Consider the following 22293-nt stretch of genomic DNA (forward strand, 5'->3'; position numbering starts at 1 on the left):
TTTTAAGGAGTACCAAATTAAGGAGTTTCATATACCTTGAGTTTTTAAGGTGTAGTAAATTAAGTTGTTTCATGCTCCTCCGATTTCTAAGGAGTACTACATTAAGTAGTTTTATACACCTTCAGTTTTGAGGTAATAATAAATGACGTTATTTTATACACCTCCAATTTCTAAGGAGTACCCAATTAAGTAGTTTCATACACCTTGGATTTTTAAGGGGCAATACATTAAGTTATTTAGTGCTCCTTCCATTTCTAAGGAGTATAGAATGGCATAATATCTTTTATTGAACCCTTTCAGGGTTCTCGTTCGTATTTTACTTTTTACCGTAGGTTTCACCTACGGTTAGTCTATTTAACCCCTTCGGGGTAGTGTATATGATGTGGTTTAATAATATAAGCATTCAACGAGTTAACCATTCAACCAATTAACAATCTTCCCTTCGGGGTTAGTCTGTATGGTGCGGTTCCACAATATAACCATTCAACCAATTCCCCCCTTCGGGGTTAGTTTATAAAATGCGGTCGAACAATATAACCATTCAACAAGTTAACCATTCAACCAATTAACAAATCCTCCCTTCGGGGTTAGTCTGTATGGTGCGGTTACACAATATAACCATTCAACAAGTTAACCATGCCACCAATTAATAATTCAACCAGTTAACATGCCAACCAATTAACCCGTTCACAACCCAACCCATCAACCCAATAACAAATAATTAAAAATCACTTATCATTGCAATGAATCTACATGCAAGGCAAGTCGTTTTTAGAAACTCCCATAGAATATTTAAAAGGTGTTGGTGCGGCCAAGGCTGAACTGCTGCAAAAGGAGTTTGCTATTTTTACCTTTAACGATTTACTCTATTACTTTCCCTATCGCCACATTGATAGAAGTAAAATGTATCAGATTAGTCAGTTGGACGATACCATGCAGTATGTGCAGTTAAAAGGTACCATTAACAATATAAAAACAGTAGGGCAGGGTGCGGCAGCGAGGCTAACAGCCACCTTAAACGATGGCTCCGGAAGTATTGAACTTATTTGGTTTCAGGGGCAAAAATGGATAAGGGAAAGTTTAGTGGCCGGTAAACCCTATGTGGTTTTTGGTAAGCTAACCGAATTTAACAGGGCTTTTAGCATGGTACACCCCAGTATGGAAGACCCCACACAGGTAAATGAAAAGCTGTACATGAAAATGATGCCGCTTTACAATGCCAGCGAAAAAGCCAAAAAAAGAGGATTGGATACCCGAACCCTCATGAAGTTAACCAATACTTTGTTAACCGATACGCGTTTGCATATTGAAGAAAACTTACCTGAACCTATTATAGCCAAACATAAGCTGATAAGCCGCAAGCAAGCCATGATGCAGATTCATTTTCCCGAATCGTTTCAGCTATTGCATGCAGCCGAGCAACGTTTAAAGTTTGAAGAATTATTTTTTAACCAGCTGCGTATATTACGCTATAAGCTAAAACGGCATGCCGTTTATAACGGCATAAAAATTACCAAAATAGGCGAGCATTTTAATGGTTTCTTTGCTAACCAATTGCCCTTTGAATTAACCAATGCGCAGAAACGTGTGTTAAAAGAAATACGTGCCGACATTCGCAGTGGCAAACAAATGAACCGCTTAATACAGGGCGATGTGGGCAGTGGTAAAACAGTAGTAGCCTTAATGACCATGCTGATGCTGATAGACAACGGTTACCAGGCTACTATGATGGCACCTACCGAAATATTGGCTACACAACATTATGCTACCATAAAAAGTTTATTGGGCGATATGCCCATACGGGTAGAATTGCTTACCGGTTCGGTAACCAAGAAAAACAGGAAACCATTATTGGAGGATTTAAAAGCTGGAAAAATACATATACTCATTGGTACCCATGCATTGATAGAAGATGCGGTGGAGTTTAACCGATTAGGCATTGCCATTATTGATGAACAACACCGTTTTGGGGTGGAGCAACGGGCTAAGCTCTGGAAAAAAAACCAGCACCCGCCACATATATTGGTAATGACGGCTACACCCATTCCGCGTACTTTGGCTATGACCTTGTATGGCGATTTGGATACCAGTATGATAGATGAATTGCCCGCAGGGCGTAAGCCTATTAAAACCATTCATAAGTACGATAATAACCGATTAGAAGTATATGGCTTCATCAGAAACGAAATACAAAAGGGCCGACAGATATATATTGTATACCCCTTAATAGCAGAAAGCGAAAAGCTTGATTTTAAAAACCTGGCCGAAGGTTACGAAAGTATTTGCAGGGAGTTTCCTTTACCGCAGTATGCTGTAAGTATGGTACATGGTAAAATGAAAGCAGCGGAAAAGGATTTTGAAATGCAGCGTTTTGTAAAGGGACAAACCAATATAATGGTGGCCACTACGGTTATAGAAGTAGGCGTAAATGTACCCAATGCCAGTGTAATGATTATAGAAAGTGCGCAACGTTTCGGGCTTTCGCAGTTGCACCAGTTACGGGGCAGGGTAGGGCGTGGTGCCGAGCAAAGTTATTGTATATTAATGACCGATTTTAAAATAAGCCAGGATGGAAAACTCCGCATGAAAACCATGGTAGAAACCAACGATGGCTTTAAAATAAGTGAAGTAGATTTACAGTTGCGCGGTCCGGGCGATATGGAGGGTACTATGCAAAGTGGCGTATTGGATTTACGCATAGCCAGTATAGTTGATGATAAAGATATATTGGAAACAGCCCGAAAGGAAGCACAGTTAATTTTAGAAAACGATAATACCCTTGAAAAACCCGAACATATATTATTAAACCAATACTTAATGTTATACAGACAAACCAATAAGTGGGGAGCGATTAGTTGATTGAGGATTGCGGATTTGTGAATTATGATTCTTGAATTATGATTTTTGAATTATAAAAAATCACACATCACAAATCCGAAATTACAAATGCAATTGATGAGTTTAACGAATAAATAAATAATATTGAAAAAAAATCATACATCCGAAATCAAAAATGTAATTTTATGTTTGAAGTATAATAATGAAATAAAAATATTGAGTTTTAATAAAATCACAAATTCGAAATCCAACATCACAAATCCAATATCATAAATCACAAATGAATTTTCACCAATTTCCCGATATAGATTTTACTGCATTGCGCAAAGAGTTACATGCAGAAACACCTGCCACCTTTGGCAGCATGAATGCCCAACAGATGATAGAGCATTTGAGTTTAATTTACGATTATATACTTTCTGACCTTACCATTACTATATTAACACCCGAAGAGAAGATAGAAAAAGTGAAGAAACTGTTTTTATGGTCAGTAGGTGGGTTTAAGCAAGGCGTAGTAAACGACTTTACCCGTACCTTATCGTTTGAAACAAAACACCCCAATATAGAGGTAGCCATTGGCGAATTTGAAAAACGCCATTATCTGGTTGCGGATGTATTAGCCCAACAAAAGGTAGAGGGTAAAACCCACCCTGTATTTGGCTTATTAAATAACGAAGAGTGGCTGCAGTTTTTTACCAAACATACCTGGCACCACTTTAATCAGTTCGGTTTAGTGAGCCTTTAGGCCAAAAGTTCCATTTTTTATCTGTCTATAAATCAGCTATAAATATTTTTTTTAGGGAGTATTGTAACAAAAATTACCTGTTCACGTATTAACCAACAAAAAAAGAAAACATCTATGAAAAAATTAATACTAGTAAGCACTTTATTCCTGGTTGGATTAATGCTTAGCGCACAAAACAAAATAGCTTTAGCTGACTTTACAAAAATTACTGTACCAGCCAATTTTGAAGTAAAATTAGCCCAATCAACAAGCAATCAAATTGAGTTTTCGCAAGATCAAATAAAAAGATACAATGCCACCTACTTGGAGAAAGGTTTTAAAGTAGAGAACGGAACTTTAACTTTTAACTTAGGTGAGTTTAACTCCGCTTTACCCGTAGAAGTAACTATTTATAGCAACAACCTACAGGAAATAAGACTAGAAGGAAACGGACAAATAGGCATGGCTACCGATAGTGTATTTAAAGTACCCAGCTTAAAAGTATATGCAGACGGAGCCACCAAAGCCGACCTTTATTTAGAAGTAGATAAATTAGTAGCTGAAATAAACGGAGCCAGTAAATTAGTAATTGACGGAAAAGCAACTGAAGCTAAATTAGAAGCTACAGGTGCATCGAAAATAGAAGCATTGGGTATGGCTTTTGAAAACCTGGATGCAGAAGCCAGTGGTGCTTCAAAAATAAGAGCTACTGTAAAAAATAATTTAAAAGTATCAGTAAGCGGCTTATCGAAAATGGAGTATGCCGGTAACCCTAAAAATATAGAAAAAGAAGTAAGCGGTGGTGCCAAGTTAGAGCAAACAAATGAAGATGAGAATAGTGGAAGTATAAGTGCCGGTGTTGATATTAATAAAGGAAGAAAACACCGCAATAAAAAACGCAGCACCAATATGGAAACTGCCTTTGGAGGAATAGAAATAGGTGTGGGTGGTTTAGTTACCCCTGATATGAATACTACTTTAGCTGCCTCAAACAAAAACTTGGAAACAAATTTTGGTAGCTCATGGCGTTTTGCTATCAACTTTGGCGACTGGGATATTCCAATTGTAAAAGGTCGTTTAGCATTTACTACCGGTTTAGGTCTTAGCTTTGACCACTACGGTTTTAAAAATAAAGATTCTGTAATAAGCGATAACAGCAAACAACTTGCTTTTGATGCGCCCGCAGCTACTTTATCAACCAACCGCTTAAGCCAGTTTAACTTAACTTTACCATTATTGCTTAAATACAATAGCAATTACAATAAACACGATAACCGTTTTTATGTAGCAGCAGGTGTTATAGTAAACTACTCAGTAACCAACAGCATTTACACTGAATACAGCAAAAACGGAATTGATTATGAAAACCGTGCAAGTGGCGACTTTTTTGTAAACCGTTTACGTGCCGATGCAACAGTAAGAATAGGTTACAGCTTTGCCAGTGTATTTGTTAACTATGGTTTGGTTCCTTTGTTTGAAACCGCAAACGTGGCCGATACAAGAACCATTCAAACAGGTATAGCTTTTAATTTTTAATAAAATAAACAATAAAGAAAAACGAAACTCAAACAGTTTCGTTTTTTTTTGCTTTACAGTGTAGTGTATTATGAAAACTATTTTAATTACAGGCTCATCAACAGGAATAGGTAAAGCTACTGCTATATATTTTGCAGAAAAAGGTTGGAATGTGGCAGCCACCATGCGCAATACCGAAAACGGAAAAGACTTATCAGCATACCCCCATGTAAAAGTATTGGTGTTGGATGTAATGAACCAAGCCAGTATTGATAAAGCCATAGAAGAAACCATTGCCCTATTTGGCCGCATAGATGTGTTGTTTAACAATGCGGGTTATGCCCTGGTGGGTGCTTTTGAAGCCATGAGCGAAGAGCAAATTAAAAAACAGTTTGATACCAATGTGTTTGGGGTAATGAATGTAACACGTGCCATTTTGCCTTATTTCAGAAATAAGCGCAGTGGAACCATCATCAATACTACTTCGATGGGCGGTTTGTTTACCTTCCCCTTATACAGCGTTTACCATGCTACCAAGTGGGCTTTAGAAGGTTTTATGGAATCGTTACACTACGAGTTGAAACCATTTAATATACGCGTTAAGAACATAGAACCCGGTGCTATCAGAACCGATTTTTATGACCGTTCGCTCCAATTGGTATCTATGGCAGCATACGATGCTTATGTAAAAACAGCGCATCACAATATGTTAAATGCAACAGCCAATGCATCCAATGCAGAAGTAGTAGCCAAAGAAGTATTTAAAGCCGCTACCGATAACAACTTCAGACTGCGTTATCCCGTTGGTGGAGGCTCATCATTATTACTTTTTATAAGAAAGCTAGTACCCTTAAATATATTTTTTGCCTTAATGCGCTGGCAGGTAGAAAAGGGTTTTAAAAAATAAGGCATCATACAAATGGATATATAGTATTTGCATGCAATACTTAAAAAGCATTTAAATTATTTAGAGGGTTTGAATACCTGTTAAAAGTAATGGTAGATAGGGCAGAGTAAGAATAAAACATTAATTTTGGCCGTTTGTTAAAGTAATGGAAAGCTAATAAGAATAGCGGCAAGATTATTGTCGTTTCAATTACTTTAAAATTAATAATTCAATATGATAGAGGATAAACCTGTTTTAAAGGGAAAAGAAATACCGTTAACAGTTAGCGAATATGTTAGCAGGCTTCGCTCTTTAACAGCCATTCCAACATCCAATTTTCTACTATCAACCATTCAGTTTTGGAATGACGAGCAAACAGTAAAGTTTTATGCCATAGAGGAGGCATTGTTACTGGTGCATTTAAAACCACCCTTTGGCTGTCCCTTTGCTTATGTATTGTGTACTGAAATTACTGATGAATTGATAAACTGTTGTATGGCTATTATACAGCCATTAGGTGTATTTAAATTACGTGTTACCGAAGCCACAAATAGTTTAAGCAATTATGTTTTACAAGCTGAGTTAGATGAGAACGAATATGTTTACCAATTAAAAGACTTGGCTGAATTAGCAGGTAGTAAATATAAAAAACAACGCAATGCTTTAAAAAAAGTAGTGAAAGAAAATGAGGCCATTCAATTCAATGTATACGAATTAAAAGATTACACTGAAATAGAAGCGTTAACTACTTTTTGTAAAGAATGTATAGAAGCTAAATCAGATAAAAGCGATTCGAATACCGTTAACTTAAACAAAGAATGGCTTGCCTTTAACAAGTGTATAGCCTTGCGAAAAGAGCACCCATTAAAATTGGCTGTTGTAACCATAGCCGGTAAGTTAAGCGGTTTGCTTATTTTCGAGGAGCTTAACAAAGACTGGATAGTAGGGCATTTTTTTAAAACAATAAATGGTTTAGGTGTGTATTTGTTAAATGCATTCAGTACTTTTATGCTTAGTCAAAATTATTCATACTTCAATTTCCAAGAGGATAGAGGCGTGGAGTCGTTGCGTTATTTTAAGCAGCAATTAAATCCAATCAGTTATTTAAAGTCGTATCAAGTTATCAGTAAATAGTATGAAAGTTTGGTTAAATAGAATATTACTGTTTTTAACGGGAGCCACTACGTTTACGGCCATTAACTATAGTTTCGATTTTATTTTATACCCCTTTGTTATTTACCATATGGGTGTATTGTATGGTTTCTTTATCATGATACTGCTTTCGTTTTTATTTTGCTGGCTGTACTTTATTATATATGATTATTTAAAGCGCGATTTTTTAGGCATTGAATATTCAAAAGAAAAAATGAATGCCATTATTGCCAACGAGGAGAGCGTAGGCTTGAAATTATTATTGGTTAAAATATTGCGTAAAAGCAGGGCTTTCCTATTTATATTTTTGTCTATTTACTTTGATCCGTTTGTGGCAGTGGCCTTTGAGCGTAAAGGTAATTTTGAATACAATGGTTTAAGTGCCCGCGATTGGCGCTTATTTATTTTGAGCTTATTTATCAGCAATGGGTTTTGGGCAAGCACTGTATTTTTAGGCTTATCGTTTTTTGAGTTTGTGCTAAAACTAATCAAAGACTGGTGGTATTTGTTAGGGCAATAAGTGCGCTATTGTTTCATTATTTTTTTAGTAATTACTAAATCGCCAATGATGGTTTGTACTATATACAAACCGCTTTGCAATGTCTTTAATTCGCTCAGATCAATTTCTATATTATTGTTACCTACTGTAAAGGTTTTATTTAATTTTAGTTGCCCTGATAAATCATACACTTTAAGGGTACAATCACCTATCGTTTTGTTTGAATTTATTTTTATATAACAAGTTTCACTAAACGGATTGGGGTAAAATAGTATATTGGTTAATGAAGGCGCATCAACACTTACTGTTTTAGAGTAGTGGTAAGCACCATCGTAATCCAATTGTTTTAACCTGTAATATATTTTGTTGCCAAAGCTGTTGGCATTACCAAGGTCGTTTAACGCATCAGTGTATTGGTAATTTTGAACACGCAATGAATTGCCTACTCCTTTTACAAAGTTTATTTTAGTAAATAAGCTGTTATCGAAAGAGCGCTCTATGTCAAAACCATTATTGTTTATTTCAGTAAGCGTACTCCACTGTAATAGTATTTTACTGTCAATATTTTCTGCATTGAAGCTAAGCCATTTTACAGGCAATGTAATAGAGGAAGCAGCAAAGCTTTTGGTATTGTATAAGCTAAAGGTAGAGTCGCCATTGTAATCGAAAATAGCAATATGGTAAGTAGGAGTGCCCGCTATATTGTTATAAACAGGTAGCATACTGTTAGCAGTGCCATTATATACCACATAATTATTGGTGCCTACTTGCGTACCCAATCCAAAAGTATCTTTGGCTATGTATTTGGTTCCATTTACCGGTAATGCATTTACAGGCCCTGAGCTATTAGCTATAATTAATCGTTTAGTACCATTGCCTTTGGTAAAGCTGTTTATTCTAAAGTTAGCCGTGCTTGATGAAAAGTTTGCTAACACAATATTACTCGAAGCAATTTGTGGTGTAGCAATAAAACCACTGCCAATCATAGCAAATGCCTGTGGCGCTGCATTAAGTAAAGTGTTTTTATGTTTTACTTTAATGGTATAAAACCCGGTAGGTAAATTAGTAGCATAAATTTGTTCCACATTGTCCCTGTAATTATCGCCCGTAGTGGCTGCTGCGCTTGGGTTGTACGGATTTAGTATAAATGGCGTGTATATTTGATTGGTAGTATTATTAATCAGCCTAAGGTCTAAATCGTTTACCAAACGCAATATACTATCGTTTAATGCAGGCGGGCGGACTAACGCAGTTGGGTCCGTCCAACTAATGGTTATTTTAGTTGTGTCTGTATTGTTTATGTAGATAGGTAATTCAAATGAATCAGTATTGTTTAAACTGTATTCACGTATCATGTTTTTTGATGAATCGCTAATCAGTTGTGCTGCTTTGGCTATGTTTAACAAACCCCATCCGCTTTCGTAATTGGGGCCTAACGTGGCTTTGCAATTATCAGCAGTATGAATAGCCAAACCTTTTAGCGTAGCCGCTTTCATCCATTTGTTATTGGTGTTATAATAATGTTGTTGTAAAAGATACAACGAACCACTTGCCGCAGCTGATGCACCTGAAGTACCACCCAGACTTGTATAAGCAGAGTCGTGTGTACTGTTTGGTGTTACTGTTGTACCAGTTCCGGTTACTACATCCGGTTTTATACGGCCATCATCAGTTGGTCCCCAACTGCTATAACTATAAGTATTAATAGGAGCAGTAATAAACCCGTTGCTTTGTATGGGTACTGCACCTACCGAAAGTATATTTTTAGCCGTGCCGTATGTTACTACGCAATCATAAGGGCCAACGGTATCGCGGGTAGTATAGCTTAATGTCCATGCAGAGCCATTCCAGATATAATGTGGTGTGTTGGGTGCTAACTTATTTCCACGGTCATTGCCAACCGCTTTTACTATTAAATAATACGGGTTGGTATAAGCAATGCTGTCCCATTGTTTGGTGGTATTATCATAAAAGCCAAACTGCCAGTCTTTGGTAGTGCTAATGGTGGTGTCGCCTAACCAATAAGTATTGGGGCCACTCACAAACCAAGCCGCCAAGTCACCATACGCATGGTTTGATAGCAGTAAACCATTTGCTGCCGCAGCCATTTCAGCTATATCGTTATCGTAAACCCAAGCCTTTAAATTACTTTGGTAAGCCATTCCTTTTGCATTGGCATCAACGCCACCGGCTACCAGTATGCCTGCTATATTGTTGGAGTGACCTAACAATATAGTATTGGTATCCATTTGAGTTACGCGTCCTATAAATTCTTTATGAGTTGCCCTGATGGCTCCACCATCCCACATGCCTAATTTGTTTACACCTAAACCTGTTAAATTTAATCCTAAACCTCCAGCAGGCCAAACTTTATTTACACTAAGGGTATTGGCTAAACCTATATTGGTACAGGTAGTTTTATAACTCGGAAATCCATTGTCAGCAAAACCACTGAACTGAATTTTGTCCTGATTAAGTGTAATTGGATTTTGTTTGAACAAAAATAAATTGCGGTATTGCGCTAAATTGTTTTGGTATTTTTTGTAGAGTAAAAGCACTGCATCAGGCTGCGCTAACAGCCAAAGTGGTAGTAAGGTAATAACTACTATAAGCGCTTTTGGTTTCATAATCATTTTATAGTAAAACAAATATATTTATTTTACTATAAAATACGGTTAAAGTATTGCGCCAAGTAATAACCCATACTAAAGTTGGCTTGCAGTAAATAACCTCCTGTTGGTGCATCCCAATCAAGCATTTCGCCCATGCAAAAAGTATTGGGTATTTTGGTCAGCGCTAAGTTGGCATCAACTTCAGTTAAGGCTATACCACCAACGGTTGAAATGGCTTCGTCAATAGGAGCAGTACCTATAACAGTAAGCGGAAGATTTTTTATCTTATAAGCTAATATTTCTGCACTTAAAAATTCTTCTTTGGTTAATATAGCTTTTAACAAAGCTGCTTGTGTCGCATTGATGTTTAAATCAAATTTCAGTATTTCGCTTATCGATTTTTGTTCATTGCCTAACTTCTTCTCAATAGCTACCTGATGTAATGTTGGTTTTAAATCAATGGATAGATGAGCTTCGTTTTTTGAATTCAGTTGAGCTCTTATTTTATTGCTTAAAGCGTATATCGCTCCACCTTCTAGTCCTAATTTGGTAATAGCCAATTCACCTTTTTTAGTTAAGCTGCCACAAGTGGCCGCAATGTTTTTTAAATATTGCCCTTCGTGCTCGTTGATAAAATCAGCAGGCCATGTTATTTCAAATGCACAGTTTGATGCCTGAAAAGGAATGGTTTTAATGCCTTGGTTGACAAATAAGGAAAGCCATGTTCCGTCAGAACCTGTTTTAGCCCAACTGCTGCCTCCTAATGCAAAAACAGTATAGTCGCTGCTTATATGTGTAGTTTCGGTTGGTGTTTTAAATACCAGTTCATCATTGTTCCAACCTAACCATTCATATTGTGTTTGAATACTTACATTGTTTTGCTTTACCTGATTAACAATGGTGTTTAATACTTCAATGGGTTTTAAATCTTTTAATGGAAATACTCTTTTGCTGGAACCAATAAATGTTTCAATACCTATTTGGTGTAACCAGTATTGTAAATCGTTATTGTTAAAAGTTTCAAAAAAAGGCTTTATAAATTTAACAGGTGTATACTTATTAATAAACTCTTGCGGAACCTCAGAGTGTGTTATGTTTAAACCACCATCACCAGCCACTAAAAACTTACGGCCAACGGCAAAGTTTTTTTCATAAATAGTTACATCAAAAACCTGTGTGTTTATTTGTGCGGCTAGCATTAAAGCCGATGGGCCTCCACCAATGATGGCAATTGTTTTTTTACTCATGAATGTAAGCGCAAAAATGCTTATTTAATGTTTTAAAACAACTGCATAATCATACTAAATAAATACCCGAACAAAAAACAGGTCATTCTCCTATAAGAATGACCTGTTTTTATTTTAATGAATTGAATAAGTTAATTAGTTGGACCGTTGTCTACTGTTGCTTCTATCGTAGCTTGAATATTTGTAGGTAAGTTACTTAAAATATTGTAGCCGGTTGCTGCTTCAATAGCATCTACTGAAGTTCTGTAAGTTCCCCATGAGCTGCTCACTGTGTTTATATTAGGTGTGTTTACCGCAATTACACGTGTGCTGGTAGTTACACGGCTTACATCATTGGTGCCTTGTGTTAATACTACAATTACTTTCCATACATTGCTGGGAACAGTAATGTTTCCATTGTTAATGGTATTGAATGTGCCGTTTGAACCAGTACCACCAATTCCATAAGAACCCATAATAACATATACTTCATTGCCGGCATTAACCAATGTACGGGTATAGTTTTCTAGGTTAGCCCATGTTTGTTGGTTATTATTAGGTGCCTGAGGTATCATATTAGTCATTAAAAAAGTAGCTGAATTATTGGCAACAGTTGAAGTTCTGTCTGCTGACGGGCAGTTATGACCTCTGTCAAAACCACTACCTGAATAGCTTGTACTGCCTACTTGGTACCAACCGGCAGGTAAGGTAGCATCGGCTCTAAAATCATCCTGACGAGCGGCTGAACCTAACCAGTTTGGCCCTACATACCAGCTAACCCAATTAGCGGTAGCTCTGGAGCGGTTGTATGAAAGAATAAATTGTGTTTTTTGCATTAAATAGTTGTTTTCGTTGCTTATTACATTGGTTGCACCACTTGGGTTACCCATAGCCATGTGGTCACCGTCAACACCTCCGCCAGTTCCTCCACCGCTATTGTCATTTATAACAAAATCATCAATATTGATACGGTTGGTACCACCTGAAATTTTTCTGATTTCGAAACGAACGTTACCTGTAACTGACATAGTAAAGGTGGCTGTTTGTAAAGTAGTGGCAGAAGTAGTAATGGTTGAACCTACTTTGCTGTATGAGGTTCCGCTGTTTGTAGACATCCATAACTCCCAGGTACTGTTTGCATCTGTTCCGTATTTGGCATGTTGAATAGTTACACTTGATGCACCAGTAGTGGCATTAAACTGCATAGTTAATTTACCTGTATTTCTAATGCGTACTGATTTAGTTCCATTTTTAGGATCGCTGCTGGTGTTACCAATTAAGGCATCATCTAAATTCCAGCTACCAGAGCTAAGCGAAATAGCAGCAGCGGCATAGGCTGTTTTTGTTCCACTTTCAAAGTTTTCCGGAAAACCACTTGTAATGGCTAAAGTACTTGTACTGGATGGATTTTGTTTAGTGGTGTTTGGGGTATTGGCAAGTGTTGGACTGGTGTTTTCTTTTGAACATGCACTTAATACTAATAGTCCGATAATAGTAATAGCGAGGTACTGTTTAATTTGTTTCATGATTATATGGTTAAATATCATGCAAATTATCAGCCTTGAAGTTATTTAATTAACAAGCATTTATTAAGAATCAATTATCAAATGGTAGCTCTACTATTAATTGTTTACTCTTCAAAAAAAGCAATGTTTCCACCCACCCAATCAAAGTCTTTATTGTAACGTACACCAATCATTTTACCTCTGCTCATACGTCCTAAGTTGGTAGCTAATGTTGGCCGTTCATCGCCATCGGGCCAAAGGTACATCATGCGTATTTCGCATTTAACACCTCCTACAGGCGATTGAATGGCTGCTGCATAATTTACTTTTTCCTGTAAAATCCAATTCTCCGGGTCTTTTATGTTCTCCATGTCTGCTGGTTTTACATCTATAATAACCCCCATTCCACTAAAGCTGAACAGGGGTTTTAAAACATAGTTTTCCAAATCTGTTGGAATGCTTTTTAGCTCATGTAGAAAATAGGTATTGGGTACAAATTTGTTTCTTAAAAAAGGCATGGTGTATTTGCTGATTCTATAAAACCAATGTGGATGCGTAATCCATTCTACATCTAAATCATCTTGTAAATTAATGCTGTATGTAAAATCAGGATTGGCTGCTAAGTCATCAAAAATTAAACGGTTGTATATGCGTTTTACTGCTATTTCTTTTCCTTCTTTCTGGTAAAAAACTTTGTTGCCTTTTTGTATTAACTCGCTTAAGCAAACTATTGGTATGCCTAAGTTGGCTACAGTCGCATAAAAATCAATCCTCGTTTTTTGCTCATGGGGTTTCAGGTCCATGAGTATAACCTGTTCAGGATTGCAATTGCCAATAATGGTTTTACGCAACAAGGCTAAATAAGAATGGTGGTTTAAGCCGCTGCTGTAATGCGAAAAGTTATCGGGACAGTAAAACCACTTTTTGTATTCAAGGCCAATAATATCTTCCCAGGCATACAAGCTGGGAAAGCCTTGCAGCTCTATGAGTTTAGGTATAAAATTTCCTTGTTCATCTTGGCAAATACCAAAATCAATACAAATAAAATGAGGGTGTTTGCCTTCATTTTGCATGCGTAAATTTTTGGGTATGGCTTTTTCTGTTATTTCTTTAAAGTTGGGTTTAACTATTACATCTACTATTTGCTCGCAGGCTGAAACCAATTTTTGCTTTAAGTTTTTGTCAACAAACATCGGTGTTTCGGCTATTCTAAACACTACATCCTGTTGGTATAAATTATTTAAATGCTGCACAAAACTTTCGTAATGTGCCTGCTTAAATGTTTCGTTATACTTTTTGCGAATAGCGGCTATCATGCACTTACTTGTTTTTGTTGAACAGATAACAAAGCATTGTCTAAAAACTGTGGAATAATAAGGCTTTGGGTAAGCATAATTTTATCTTCATCATGCAGGGTTGCTATCATGGTATTGTATTTTTCTATACCATGGTTTTCTATGACCAATTGTTTTTTCTCTTCGCTTTGCCAATAATGTAACATGCCTTCAGCATCGGCTTCCGGATGAAATTGTGTGCCTACCATTTCCGGACTGAAACGAATAGCCATCAATGCTCTTTCTAACGATACATGTGGGCGCAGTTTTTCTAAGGCTAAAATCTGTGCACCCATTTTTTCTATTTTGCTATCATTAGGTGCTATAACCTGCCATTTACGTGAATCAACTATGTAAAAAGGGCGTGGCAGGTTTTTAAAAATTAAGTCGCCTAAACCTTCATCGGTTGAGAAAACAGGGTAAGTGCCAAACGATTCGCTTTTACGTAAACATACATCGCCTAAATTAAAATGATGGCACATCACCTGAAACGAATGGCAAATGAAAAAGATGTGTTTTTTATCGGTTGCTGTTTTATTGTGCTTCATTACATCTTTTACAAACTTTATATAGTTCTTTTCCCAGCCTTCATTATCTACAGGGCTTCCGGGGCCACCACTGGAAATATAAATATCATAATCTAAAGTAGGTTTCTCTTGTTTACCTCTTATATCAAATACTGTTTTTTGTATGGCTACGCGATGATTGGCAGCATAGTTATCCAGTATCTGGTGTATGTTTCTCATGCCTTGGTTTTCTGTACCGTTGTACATATCAAGGATGGCTATTTTAATATTTTGCATATGTTTATTTTTTATACGTTTGTTCCTATTAATGTTTGTGTGCTTATAAAATCAACCACATCTTTTAAATTATTGGTTTGTTGGAATACTGCCAACTGCCTGTCGGCACCGGTGCCTCGCTCTAACATTTTTTGTACATAATCTATTTCATTCCTACTGCCTAGTTCATCTACCACATCGTCAATAAAATCCAACAGTTCATATATTAACGATTTGGTATCTACTTCACATTCCTTTCCAAAATCTACCATTTTTCCATCAATGCCATAACGCGATGCACGCCATTTGTTTTCGTTTAACAAGGCTCTTTTGTAAATAATAAAGTTTAAGTTTTGACTGCGCAGTTTGTATAGCTTGGCACATAAAGCCTGAAATATGGCGGTTATGGCTAAGGTTTCATCTAACAGCATGGGTATATCACAAACCCTGAACTCTACTGTATCAAAAAACGGATGCACACGTAAGTCCCACCATATTTTTTTAGCATTGTCAATACAATTGGTTTTAACCAAAAGCCTCACATAATTATCGTACTCTTCAATGGTTTCAAAAAAATCAGGAATACCGGTACGTGGAAACTTATCAAATACTTTGGTGCGAAATGATTTAAAACCCGTATTGCGTCCTTCCCAAAAAGGGGAGTTGGTAGAAAGGGCATATACATGCGGTAAAAAATAACGTACCGAGTTGGCTATATGAATGGCCATTTCGCGGCTTTCCATACCCACGTGTACATGTAAACCAAAAATTAAATTAGAGCGGGCAGCATCTTGTAATTCATTTACTATTTCGTTGTATCGAGGGTGTTCGGTAATGAGTTGTTGCTCCCATTTACTAAACGGATGGGTACCACTTGCACCAATACGTAAACCTAAATCGCCTGCCACGTTATGAATGGTTTTACGTAAATTGGCTAAATCAATACGGGCTTCGCTCATGTTACGGCAAATACCTGTTCCAACCTCTACCACGGCTTGATGCATTTCTGCTTTTACCTGGTCGTCAGTTAATATTTTAGCTGCAGCTTCTACTATTTTCTGGTCATGCGATTTGAGCTCCCGGGTAACGGGGTCAATAACCATGTATTCTTCTTCAATGCCTACTGTAAATTTACTTAAATTCATCGTTCATCCACTTATAGTTTATACTTGTTTGGCTGACTTAGCTACTTTTTTAGCTGTGGTTTTTTTAGCAGGTGTTTTGCTTTTGCCTACAGCCTGGCTAATAAAATTACCCCACGATAAATTATCCTGATTGGTATTTTGTGCTTTGGCTCTTTCTATCGCATAATCGGCCATAGTGTTTACTACCCAATCAAAATTTTCCTGCCCCACACTTTCAACCGATGAGTCAGGAGCAGGGTTACAAAAATCAATAGCATAAGGAATTCCATCACGCACAGCAAACTCAACGGTGTTAAAGTCGTAACCTAAACCTTGGTTTAAACGCAGCGTATAATCTGTAATGGTTTCTAATGTTTTAGGATCAGCCGTTTCCCATTCCGCCTGATAACGCAAGTGGTGTGGATTGCGTGGTTCGTACTTCATTATTTTTACATGCTTACCGCCTACGCAGTAACAACGGTAGTATTCAGTAAATATAATTTCTTCTTGCAGCAACATAACCAACTGACCTGTTTCCTGATGCTTTTCAAAAAACTCGTTGGCATCATGTACTTTATAAACACTTTTCCAGCCGCCACCATCGTGGGGTTTCATGTATGCCGGAAAACCAATATGTGCAAACATGGCTTCCCAATCCAATGGCATAATCATATTGCGAAACGAATTTTCGTTGGTATCATCTGGCCTTTCATTGGAAGGCAATAAAAAAGTTTTAGGAACCGGAACACCTAATTTTACAGCTAAGCAATTGTTAAAAAACTTTTCATCGGCACTCCACCAAAATGGGTTATTGATAATGGCTGTGCCCATTAAAGCCGCATTTTTTAAGTAAGCCCTGTAAAAAGGTACATCCTGACTAATACGATCAACAATAACTGCATAACCGCTATCCGAAGCTTGTTCCAGTTTATCGAGTTTTACAAACTCAGCTACCATGTCTTTTTCACCACGGCTATTAATGGCATCAATAAATGCTTGCGGAAACGAATTTTCCTGTCCGAATAAAATACCAATTTTTTTCATGGCTTTTAGTGTTTATCGTTAGTAATGTTTTATGAATTAAATTAAGGAGAGATAATGCGGAAACATATCGCGCCAAACAGGCCAGTCGTGCCCGCCAAAGGGTCTTACATCAAGCCAATGGTCAATACCTTTGCTGTGTAATAGCTGGCTCATTTCTTCGTTGGCTGTTTTACACATATCGCCTTCGGCTGTACCTAAAAATATTTTCATGTTCCATAAATCCGGATGGTTATTAGCAGGTATAAAATCAGGTGGATTATTGAAGTAAATATTGTCATCGTAATAGCCAAACACTTGGTCTTTTATATCAAATTTAGCACCCATGCTAATCATGGCATGCACGTTTTCCGGATGTTTAAAAGCGTAATTGGCAGCATGGTAACCACCAAAGCTGCAACCTGCTGTTATTACCCTGTCAAAACCTGTTTCTGCTTTGGCACGTGGCACCAGTTCATGGTGTAACATGTTATCGTAACAAGTGTGGTTATAAGCTCTTGTGTATGCGTCAACATGTTTGTTATACCAGCTTAATTCGTCAATACCATCAATACAATATATTTTTACTAAACCATTGTCAATAAAGCTGGCTGCCGATTCAATTAATTTAAAATCTTTGTTTTGATAATACCTGCCCATAGAAGTAGGGAAAGCAATGACGGGCATTCCTTTTTCCCCAAATACTTGCATTTCTATTTCTTTGTCTAAGTTGGGGGAGTGCCACTTAAAATAATTTTCTATCATAGGCTTAGGTTGGGGTAATAAGTATTTACATCGTTGGGTAGCTTATGCTGTGATTTTGAATGGTATAACGTACACACAAATACGTTTTTTTTATATACAAAAGCAATGAATTATTTAATTTTTAATTTTGTTGATGTTTGATTTAAAAGCGCTTAACATTGTAACCTTTTAAATGAAAGCCCTCCGTCAGTTATTACTTTTTAAGTCAAATGCATTAAACCGTTCTGTTCATGCTGATTTAATTTTACCTGCACAAATTGACCCGGCACAAGCTTATTCTTTATTGGTTTTAAATGATGGACAGGATATGCAGGCGTTGCATATACAACATATTTTAGAGCAGCTATGGAGTAAAGGTATATGCAAGCCTTTTATATTAATTGCACCGCATACGCAAGATAGAATGGTTGAGTATGGTGTAACCGGTTATGTAGATTTTAAACAACGTGGTTCTTTGGCTAAGCAGTACACCCAATTTATTGTGGAAGAGTTAATACCTCAATTGCCTGAACGCTTACAGTTAAATGTGTTTAAAGAGCATGTAATAGGTGGTTTTAGTTTGGGTGCATTGTCGGCATTTGATATAGCCTGGAACAACCCGCAGGTGTTTAGCAAAGTAAGTGCATGCAGTGCTTCGTTTTGGTGGCGTAGTAAAGATTTAGATGAGGGTTATACCGATGCAGATAGAATAATGCACAAGGTTGTAAAAGAAACCAAGCATAAACCGGCATTACAAATATGGATTCAATGCGGTACTTTAGATGAAACGGCTGATAGAAACAACAACGGTATTATAGATAGTATTGACGATGCTTTGGATTTAATAAAAGAACTGGAGCTAAAAGGATTTACCCAACATATAGATTTGTTTTACCACGAAATAATAGGAGCTAAGCATACTCTGGAAACCTATGGTTTAATGTTACCCCAGTTTTTGCGTTGGGCATTTCCAAACAACTAATTAAAAATCCACATCAGTAAAGGCTTTAAGTTGTATTTTTACTATTTTTGATATTGGATAAATACAAAAAATATGTGGTATAAAATCATTACAACTTTAAATGAGTATACAGCGACTAATAAATTGCTTGACACAATCAAATTTAAAAAGACAAAAGCGAATGGTGTTATACTGCTATTTCAAATAGATGCAACCACTTATTATCTATACTTAGAGTATTGGGAGAATGATAAGATACTTTTCGAAATTGCCAATCCGGAATTTAGTGTGAGGAGAATTGGAGAACAAGAACCTATTGGAGTAACAAAGGAAAACGTTATTTATAAGCCAGAAGATTAATTATTTCTCAACATAAATTTTGCTACGGAAATCTTATATTTGGTTATGAAAAAGTGGAGGTTAGACCCTTTAGAAGTTGTCAGAAATTATTCAAACTATGAAATTGTTGAATCGGATACAATTATTCTTTTAACATTTCTCGAAAAAGCATACTATCAACAGAACAAAAGAACATTACGAAAGGTTAAGAATATTTCTTTTGATGATACACTAATGCAAATAACTATACATTCTTTGACACCAATAGAAGGAGAACCAGAAAACATGTCTTATAATATGAGAGTTGCTTTTTCATATAAGGAAGAGTATTGCTTTTGGGTATATTTTGATGACGAACGAATTCGTGTTTTTACTATGCATAAACTTCTAGGTTTAGACAGTTAAATTCTAAAGATAGTTATAAGGTAGAAGATGTTGTTGGTTCAATTAAAAGGGTAAACGAAAAGTGTAGCATTTATGTATGGGCCATTTATCTATTTATTTTTTACTGCTTTTTTTAATGGGCTTGCCATATTTTAAACGCATTTTTTCTGCGTGCGGAATTTTACTGTTGGTTTTTAAATTCTTTGCTTTCTTTTGGTGGAAAGCAGGTCCTGCTAAGTCTTTTTTAGGTTTTTTTACCAGTATGTTTTTCATTTTTATTACCGGTATTTCTTCCTTTATCAGCACATTCGAAACCACTAAATCATCAGGTGTTTGGAGCAATTCAATTTTAAGTTTAATCAATGCTTCAATGTTATTGCGGTATACTTGTTCCTTTTCAGTAGTTAACGTAATAGCTATACCTTTTTTATCAGCACGACCCGTACGCCCAATTCTATGCACGTAACTTTCTGGTATTGGTGGCGTATCAAAATTAATTACGTGGGTAACTTCTGTTAAGTCCAATCCACGTGCTATAATATCAGTAGCAATTAACACACGGCAGTTACCGCTGTCAAAGTTGGTGATGGTGGCAAAACGTTTGTTCTGTGCTTTGTTAGAGTGAATATAATCTACTACCTGTTTGCCTAGTATAGGTTGTAAAATACTAAACAATAAATCAACCATGCTTTTGGTACTTAAAAACACAATTACCTTGGTCATTTCAGGATGCTCCTTTAATAAAAGCGGTATTAAGTTAGCTTTGGTATTAAAGTTTTTTACGTTGTATCCTGTTTGAACAATATTTTTTAAAGGCGTAATATCAGTAGCAGCTTCCACCTTTACGGGGTCGTTAAAATACAGTGCAATTAAATTTTCTACTTCCGGTATCATGGTAGCCGAAAACAAAATGTTCTGGTGTTTTGGTGGCAATAAATCAAATATGCGCGATAACTGGTATTTAAAACCCAAGTCTAGCATTTCATCAACCTCATCAATTACCAGTTTTTTAATGGTTTTGGTTTTAATGGTATCACTCAGTATTAAATCCAATAAACGCCCGGGAGTAGCTACTAAAATATCTAAACCTGCTAAAATTAAATCTTTTTGCGGAGCCATATTTACGCCACCAAAAACGCCACCTACTTTTACATCCATGTAAGTAGTTAATTTCTCTACTTCGCCAACTACCTGTTTTACCAACTCGCGTGTAGGCACTAAAATAAGCACCTGAATGGTTTTTTGGTGTGCAAATTTTATATCGCGTAAGCACGGTAAAAGGTAAGCAAATGTTTTACCCGTTCCCGTTTGCGCTATACCCAATACGTCCCTGCCCGATAAAATGAGCGAAAATGTTTTTTCCTGAATAGGTGTAGGTTCACTAATACCTAGGTCGTTAAGGGCATTTAATAAAGGATTGCTTAGGTTTAATTGGTCAAATGTCATACAGTTGAGTTTTGTGCAAAGGTAAGCTATAAGTTGGGTTGTTTAGCATGTTTAGTTACAGGCAGGCAACTAATTGAATTCGAAAACGGCTTGTGTTTGCGGATTAACCAGTTTAAAGCTTTTGCGTTCATTGTTTACATAACAATGAATGAGGTTACTTTGCTCCGGCAAAAAGTCGTATAAAAGGCTGTTGGAAATGCTTATTTTATTACTGTTTGCCCCATTGGCTTCAAAATAACACCAAGTAGCTTCTTCTTCTATTTCGTAACCAATACAATGTAAGGTCAGGTTTTTATTGGCTGTGTTTATAACCAACCTGTCTTTAAAATATTTTTCTAAAAAGGCATTGAGAGCTGTATCTTTTTTATTTAAAACCGTTTTTACTTTATACAGTTTGAATAAAGCATTTTGTAAATCATCGGTAAACAGGCGGCAACTGATAGCTGCGGTATTGTTTTTATTGAATTTTATTTCGGTTACACTCACATAAAACGGGTGAGGCATTTTAGCCGAAATGCTTATTAAAAAAGCACTTACCGCTAAAATAAAGAGCATTTTAGTATTTAGTTTAAATTGCTTTTTTTGCATGGTACAACATTACATATTTTGAACGACTTTACTATTTGGTTTTTACTTGGCTTAGAACATATTGCCGACTTAAAGGCTTATGACCATATTTTATTTTTGGTGGCACTTTGCAGTGTTTACCAAATAGCGCAATGGAAAAAACTTTTAGTATTGGTTACGGCTTTTACCGTAGGTCATTGTGTAACATTGGCACTAAGTACTTTCCAAATTATTACCATTCCCGGTGCTATTATTGAATTGCTTATTCCCATTACTATTGTTATTACCGCAGGTTTTAACTTAAAGCGGGTTGGGCAGGAAACAATGGTTATTACACCCTTTCAGTATTTAATGGCATTGCTTTTTGGCTTAATACATGGCTTGGGCTTTTCGTATTTATTGCGCTCATTACTGGGCAAAACAGATTCAATCGTTCAACCCCTCTTTGCCTTTAACGTAGGTCTTGAAGCCGGTCAAATAATTATTATACTTTGTATTTTATTTATTTCTATGTTTATCGACAAATTATTTCCCACTCGCCTGCGCAATAAAAAAATAGTGATACTGGTAGCAGTTATTGCAGTTGCTTTAACCATGTGTGCAGAAAGGTGTTTTTACTTATTTAACTAAAACCC

20 protein-coding genes are annotated in these 22293 nt (G+C 36.5%); 10 read left to right on the forward strand and 10 right to left on the reverse strand.

The annotated features are described in order from the left end of the window. Nucleotides 1-753 precede the first annotated feature (753 nt). From recG to V4538_08560, 6 genes are all read left to right on the forward strand, one after another. A complete protein-coding gene (gene recG / locus V4538_08535; protein ID MES2381073.1) occupies nt 754-2859 on the forward strand; it encodes an ATP-dependent DNA helicase RecG in 2106 nt (701 codons plus the stop codon). A 259-nt stretch (nt 2860-3118) separates the two neighbouring features. Next, nucleotides 3119-3583 (forward strand): DinB family protein, encoded by a 465-nt coding sequence (locus V4538_08540; protein ID MES2381074.1) that lies wholly within the window; start codon nt 3119-3121, stop codon nt 3581-3583. Nucleotides 3584-3697: 114 nt separating this feature from the next. After that, entirely contained in the window at nt 3698-5098 is a 1401-nt protein-coding gene (locus V4538_08545) for a DUF2807 domain-containing protein (GenBank protein MES2381075.1), read from the forward strand. 70 nt (nt 5099-5168) lie between these two features. Next, nucleotides 5169-5984: an SDR family oxidoreductase gene (locus V4538_08550; protein MES2381076.1), complete on the forward strand. Its 816-nt coding sequence runs from the start codon at nt 5169-5171 to the stop codon at nt 5982-5984. Between the two features lie 213 nt (nt 5985-6197). Continuing rightward, nucleotides 6198-7097: a phosphatidylglycerol lysyltransferase domain-containing protein gene (locus V4538_08555; GenBank protein MES2381077.1), complete on the forward strand. Its 900-nt coding sequence runs from the start codon at nt 6198-6200 to the stop codon at nt 7095-7097. A 1-nt stretch (nt 7098) separates the two neighbouring features. Beyond that, nucleotides 7099-7635 carry a hypothetical protein gene (locus tag V4538_08560; GenBank protein MES2381078.1) on the forward strand — a complete coding sequence of 179 codons (537 nt, stop codon included), beginning with the start codon at nt 7099-7101 and terminating at the stop codon, nt 7633-7635. A gap of 5 nt (nt 7636-7640) precedes the next feature. Here the strand turns inward: V4538_08560 and V4538_08565 are convergent, their stop codons facing one another. From V4538_08565 to V4538_08600, 8 genes are all read right to left on the reverse strand, one after another. Then, nucleotides 7641-10241, reverse strand: coding sequence for a S8/S53 family peptidase (locus V4538_08565; GenBank protein MES2381079.1), 2601 nt, complete (start codon nt 10239-10241; stop codon nt 7641-7643). 35 nt (nt 10242-10276) lie between these two features. After that, nucleotides 10277-11473 (reverse strand): TIGR03862 family flavoprotein, encoded by a 1197-nt coding sequence (locus V4538_08570; protein MES2381080.1) that lies wholly within the window; start codon nt 11471-11473, stop codon nt 10277-10279. Nucleotides 11474-11604: 131 nt separating this feature from the next. Continuing rightward, nucleotides 11605-12978: a DNA/RNA non-specific endonuclease gene (locus V4538_08575; protein MES2381081.1), complete on the reverse strand. Its 1374-nt coding sequence runs from the start codon at nt 12976-12978 to the stop codon at nt 11605-11607. 104 nt (nt 12979-13082) lie between these two features. Then, complete coding sequence (locus V4538_08580) at nt 13083-14273, reverse strand: hypothetical protein (GenBank protein MES2381082.1); 1191 nt, start codon at nt 14271-14273, stop codon at nt 13083-13085. Further along, nucleotides 14270-15094 carry a GMP synthase gene (locus tag V4538_08585; GenBank protein ID MES2381083.1) on the reverse strand — a complete coding sequence of 275 codons (825 nt, stop codon included), beginning with the start codon at nt 15092-15094 and terminating at the stop codon, nt 14270-14272. The genes V4538_08580 and V4538_08585 overlap by 4 nt, the downstream gene beginning before the upstream one ends. A gap of 11 nt (nt 15095-15105) precedes the next feature. Beyond that, nucleotides 15106-16218: a carboxylate-amine ligase gene (locus V4538_08590; protein ID MES2381084.1), complete on the reverse strand. Its 1113-nt coding sequence runs from the start codon at nt 16216-16218 to the stop codon at nt 15106-15108. An 18-nt stretch (nt 16219-16236) separates the two neighbouring features. Further along, nucleotides 16237-17241, reverse strand: a complete 1005-nt coding sequence (locus V4538_08595) for a hypothetical protein (protein ID MES2381085.1) — start codon at nt 17239-17241, stop codon at nt 16237-16239. Between the two features lie 36 nt (nt 17242-17277). Continuing rightward, complete coding sequence (locus V4538_08600) at nt 17278-17982, reverse strand: alpha/beta fold hydrolase (protein MES2381086.1); 705 nt, start codon at nt 17980-17982, stop codon at nt 17278-17280. A gap of 172 nt (nt 17983-18154) precedes the next feature. Here V4538_08600 and V4538_08605 point away from each other — a divergent pair, with 172 nt between their 5' ends. The 3 genes from V4538_08605 to V4538_08615 all read left to right on the forward strand — a co-directional run bounded on the left by V4538_08605 (nt 18155) and on the right by V4538_08615 (nt 19666). Then, a complete protein-coding gene (locus V4538_08605) occupies nt 18155-18943 on the forward strand; it encodes an alpha/beta hydrolase-fold protein (GenBank protein ID MES2381087.1) in 789 nt (262 codons plus the stop codon). A 123-nt stretch (nt 18944-19066) separates the two neighbouring features. Then, nucleotides 19067-19282: a hypothetical protein gene (locus V4538_08610; protein MES2381088.1), complete on the forward strand. Its 216-nt coding sequence runs from the start codon at nt 19067-19069 to the stop codon at nt 19280-19282. 45 nt (nt 19283-19327) lie between these two features. Next, complete coding sequence (locus V4538_08615) at nt 19328-19666, forward strand: hypothetical protein (protein ID MES2381089.1); 339 nt, start codon at nt 19328-19330, stop codon at nt 19664-19666. Between the two features lie 93 nt (nt 19667-19759). Here the strand turns inward: V4538_08615 and V4538_08620 are convergent, their stop codons facing one another. Further along, complete coding sequence (locus V4538_08620) at nt 19760-21091, reverse strand: DEAD/DEAH box helicase (GenBank protein MES2381090.1); 1332 nt, start codon at nt 21089-21091, stop codon at nt 19760-19762. Between the two features lie 69 nt (nt 21092-21160). Beyond that, entirely contained in the window at nt 21161-21646 is a 486-nt protein-coding gene (locus V4538_08625; protein ID MES2381091.1) for a DUF6702 family protein, read from the reverse strand. Nucleotides 21647-21697: 51 nt separating this feature from the next. Here V4538_08625 and V4538_08630 point away from each other — a divergent pair, with 51 nt between their 5' ends. Next, complete coding sequence (locus V4538_08630) at nt 21698-22288, forward strand: HupE/UreJ family protein (GenBank protein ID MES2381092.1); 591 nt, start codon at nt 21698-21700, stop codon at nt 22286-22288. Nucleotides 22289-22293 lie beyond the last annotated feature (5 nt).

Source organism: Bacteroidota bacterium, assembly GCA_040388375.1.
Lineage (GTDB): Bacteria > Bacteroidota > Bacteroidia > UKL13-3 > UKL13-3 > JAAFJM01.

Excerpts from the sequence above, each read along its gene's own strand:
- V4538_08600 (MES2381086.1), bottom strand. The coding sequence starts at position 17,982 with ATGATAGAAAATTATTTTAAGTGGCACTCCCCCAACTTAGACAAAGAA.
- V4538_08575 (MES2381081.1), bottom strand. The coding sequence starts at position 12,978 with ATGAAACAAATTAAACAGTACCTCGCTATTACTATTATCGGACTATTA.
- V4538_08580 (MES2381082.1), bottom strand. The coding sequence starts at position 14,273 with ATGATAGCCGCTATTCGCAAAAAGTATAACGAAACATTTAAGCAGGCA.
- V4538_08585 (MES2381083.1), bottom strand. The coding sequence starts at position 15,094 with ATGCAAAATATTAAAATAGCCATCCTTGATATGTACAACGGTACAGAA.
- V4538_08615 (MES2381089.1), top strand. The coding sequence starts at position 19,328 with ATGAAAAAGTGGAGGTTAGACCCTTTAGAAGTTGTCAGAAATTATTCA.
- recG (MES2381073.1), top strand. The coding sequence starts at position 754 with ATGCAAGGCAAGTCGTTTTTAGAAACTCCCATAGAATATTTAAAAGGT.
- V4538_08605 (MES2381087.1), top strand. The coding sequence starts at position 18,155 with ATGAAAGCCCTCCGTCAGTTATTACTTTTTAAGTCAAATGCATTAAAC.
- V4538_08625 (MES2381091.1), bottom strand. The coding sequence starts at position 21,646 with ATGCTCTTTATTTTAGCGGTAAGTGCTTTTTTAATAAGCATTTCGGCT.
- V4538_08595 (MES2381085.1), bottom strand. The coding sequence starts at position 17,241 with ATGAAAAAAATTGGTATTTTATTCGGACAGGAAAATTCGTTTCCGCAA.
- V4538_08590 (MES2381084.1), bottom strand. The coding sequence starts at position 16,218 with ATGAATTTAAGTAAATTTACAGTAGGCATTGAAGAAGAATACATGGTT.
- V4538_08570 (MES2381080.1), bottom strand. The coding sequence starts at position 11,473 with ATGAGTAAAAAAACAATTGCCATCATTGGTGGAGGCCCATCGGCTTTA.
- V4538_08545 (MES2381075.1), top strand. The coding sequence starts at position 3,698 with ATGAAAAAATTAATACTAGTAAGCACTTTATTCCTGGTTGGATTAATG.
- V4538_08555 (MES2381077.1), top strand. The coding sequence starts at position 6,198 with ATGATAGAGGATAAACCTGTTTTAAAGGGAAAAGAAATACCGTTAACA.
- V4538_08620 (MES2381090.1), bottom strand. The coding sequence starts at position 21,091 with ATGACATTTGACCAATTAAACCTAAGCAATCCTTTATTAAATGCCCTT.
- V4538_08560 (MES2381078.1), top strand. The coding sequence starts at position 7,099 with ATGAAAGTTTGGTTAAATAGAATATTACTGTTTTTAACGGGAGCCACT.
- V4538_08565 (MES2381079.1), bottom strand. The coding sequence starts at position 10,241 with ATGAAACCAAAAGCGCTTATAGTAGTTATTACCTTACTACCACTTTGG.
- V4538_08550 (MES2381076.1), top strand. The coding sequence starts at position 5,169 with ATGAAAACTATTTTAATTACAGGCTCATCAACAGGAATAGGTAAAGCT.
- V4538_08540 (MES2381074.1), top strand. The coding sequence starts at position 3,119 with ATGAATTTTCACCAATTTCCCGATATAGATTTTACTGCATTGCGCAAA.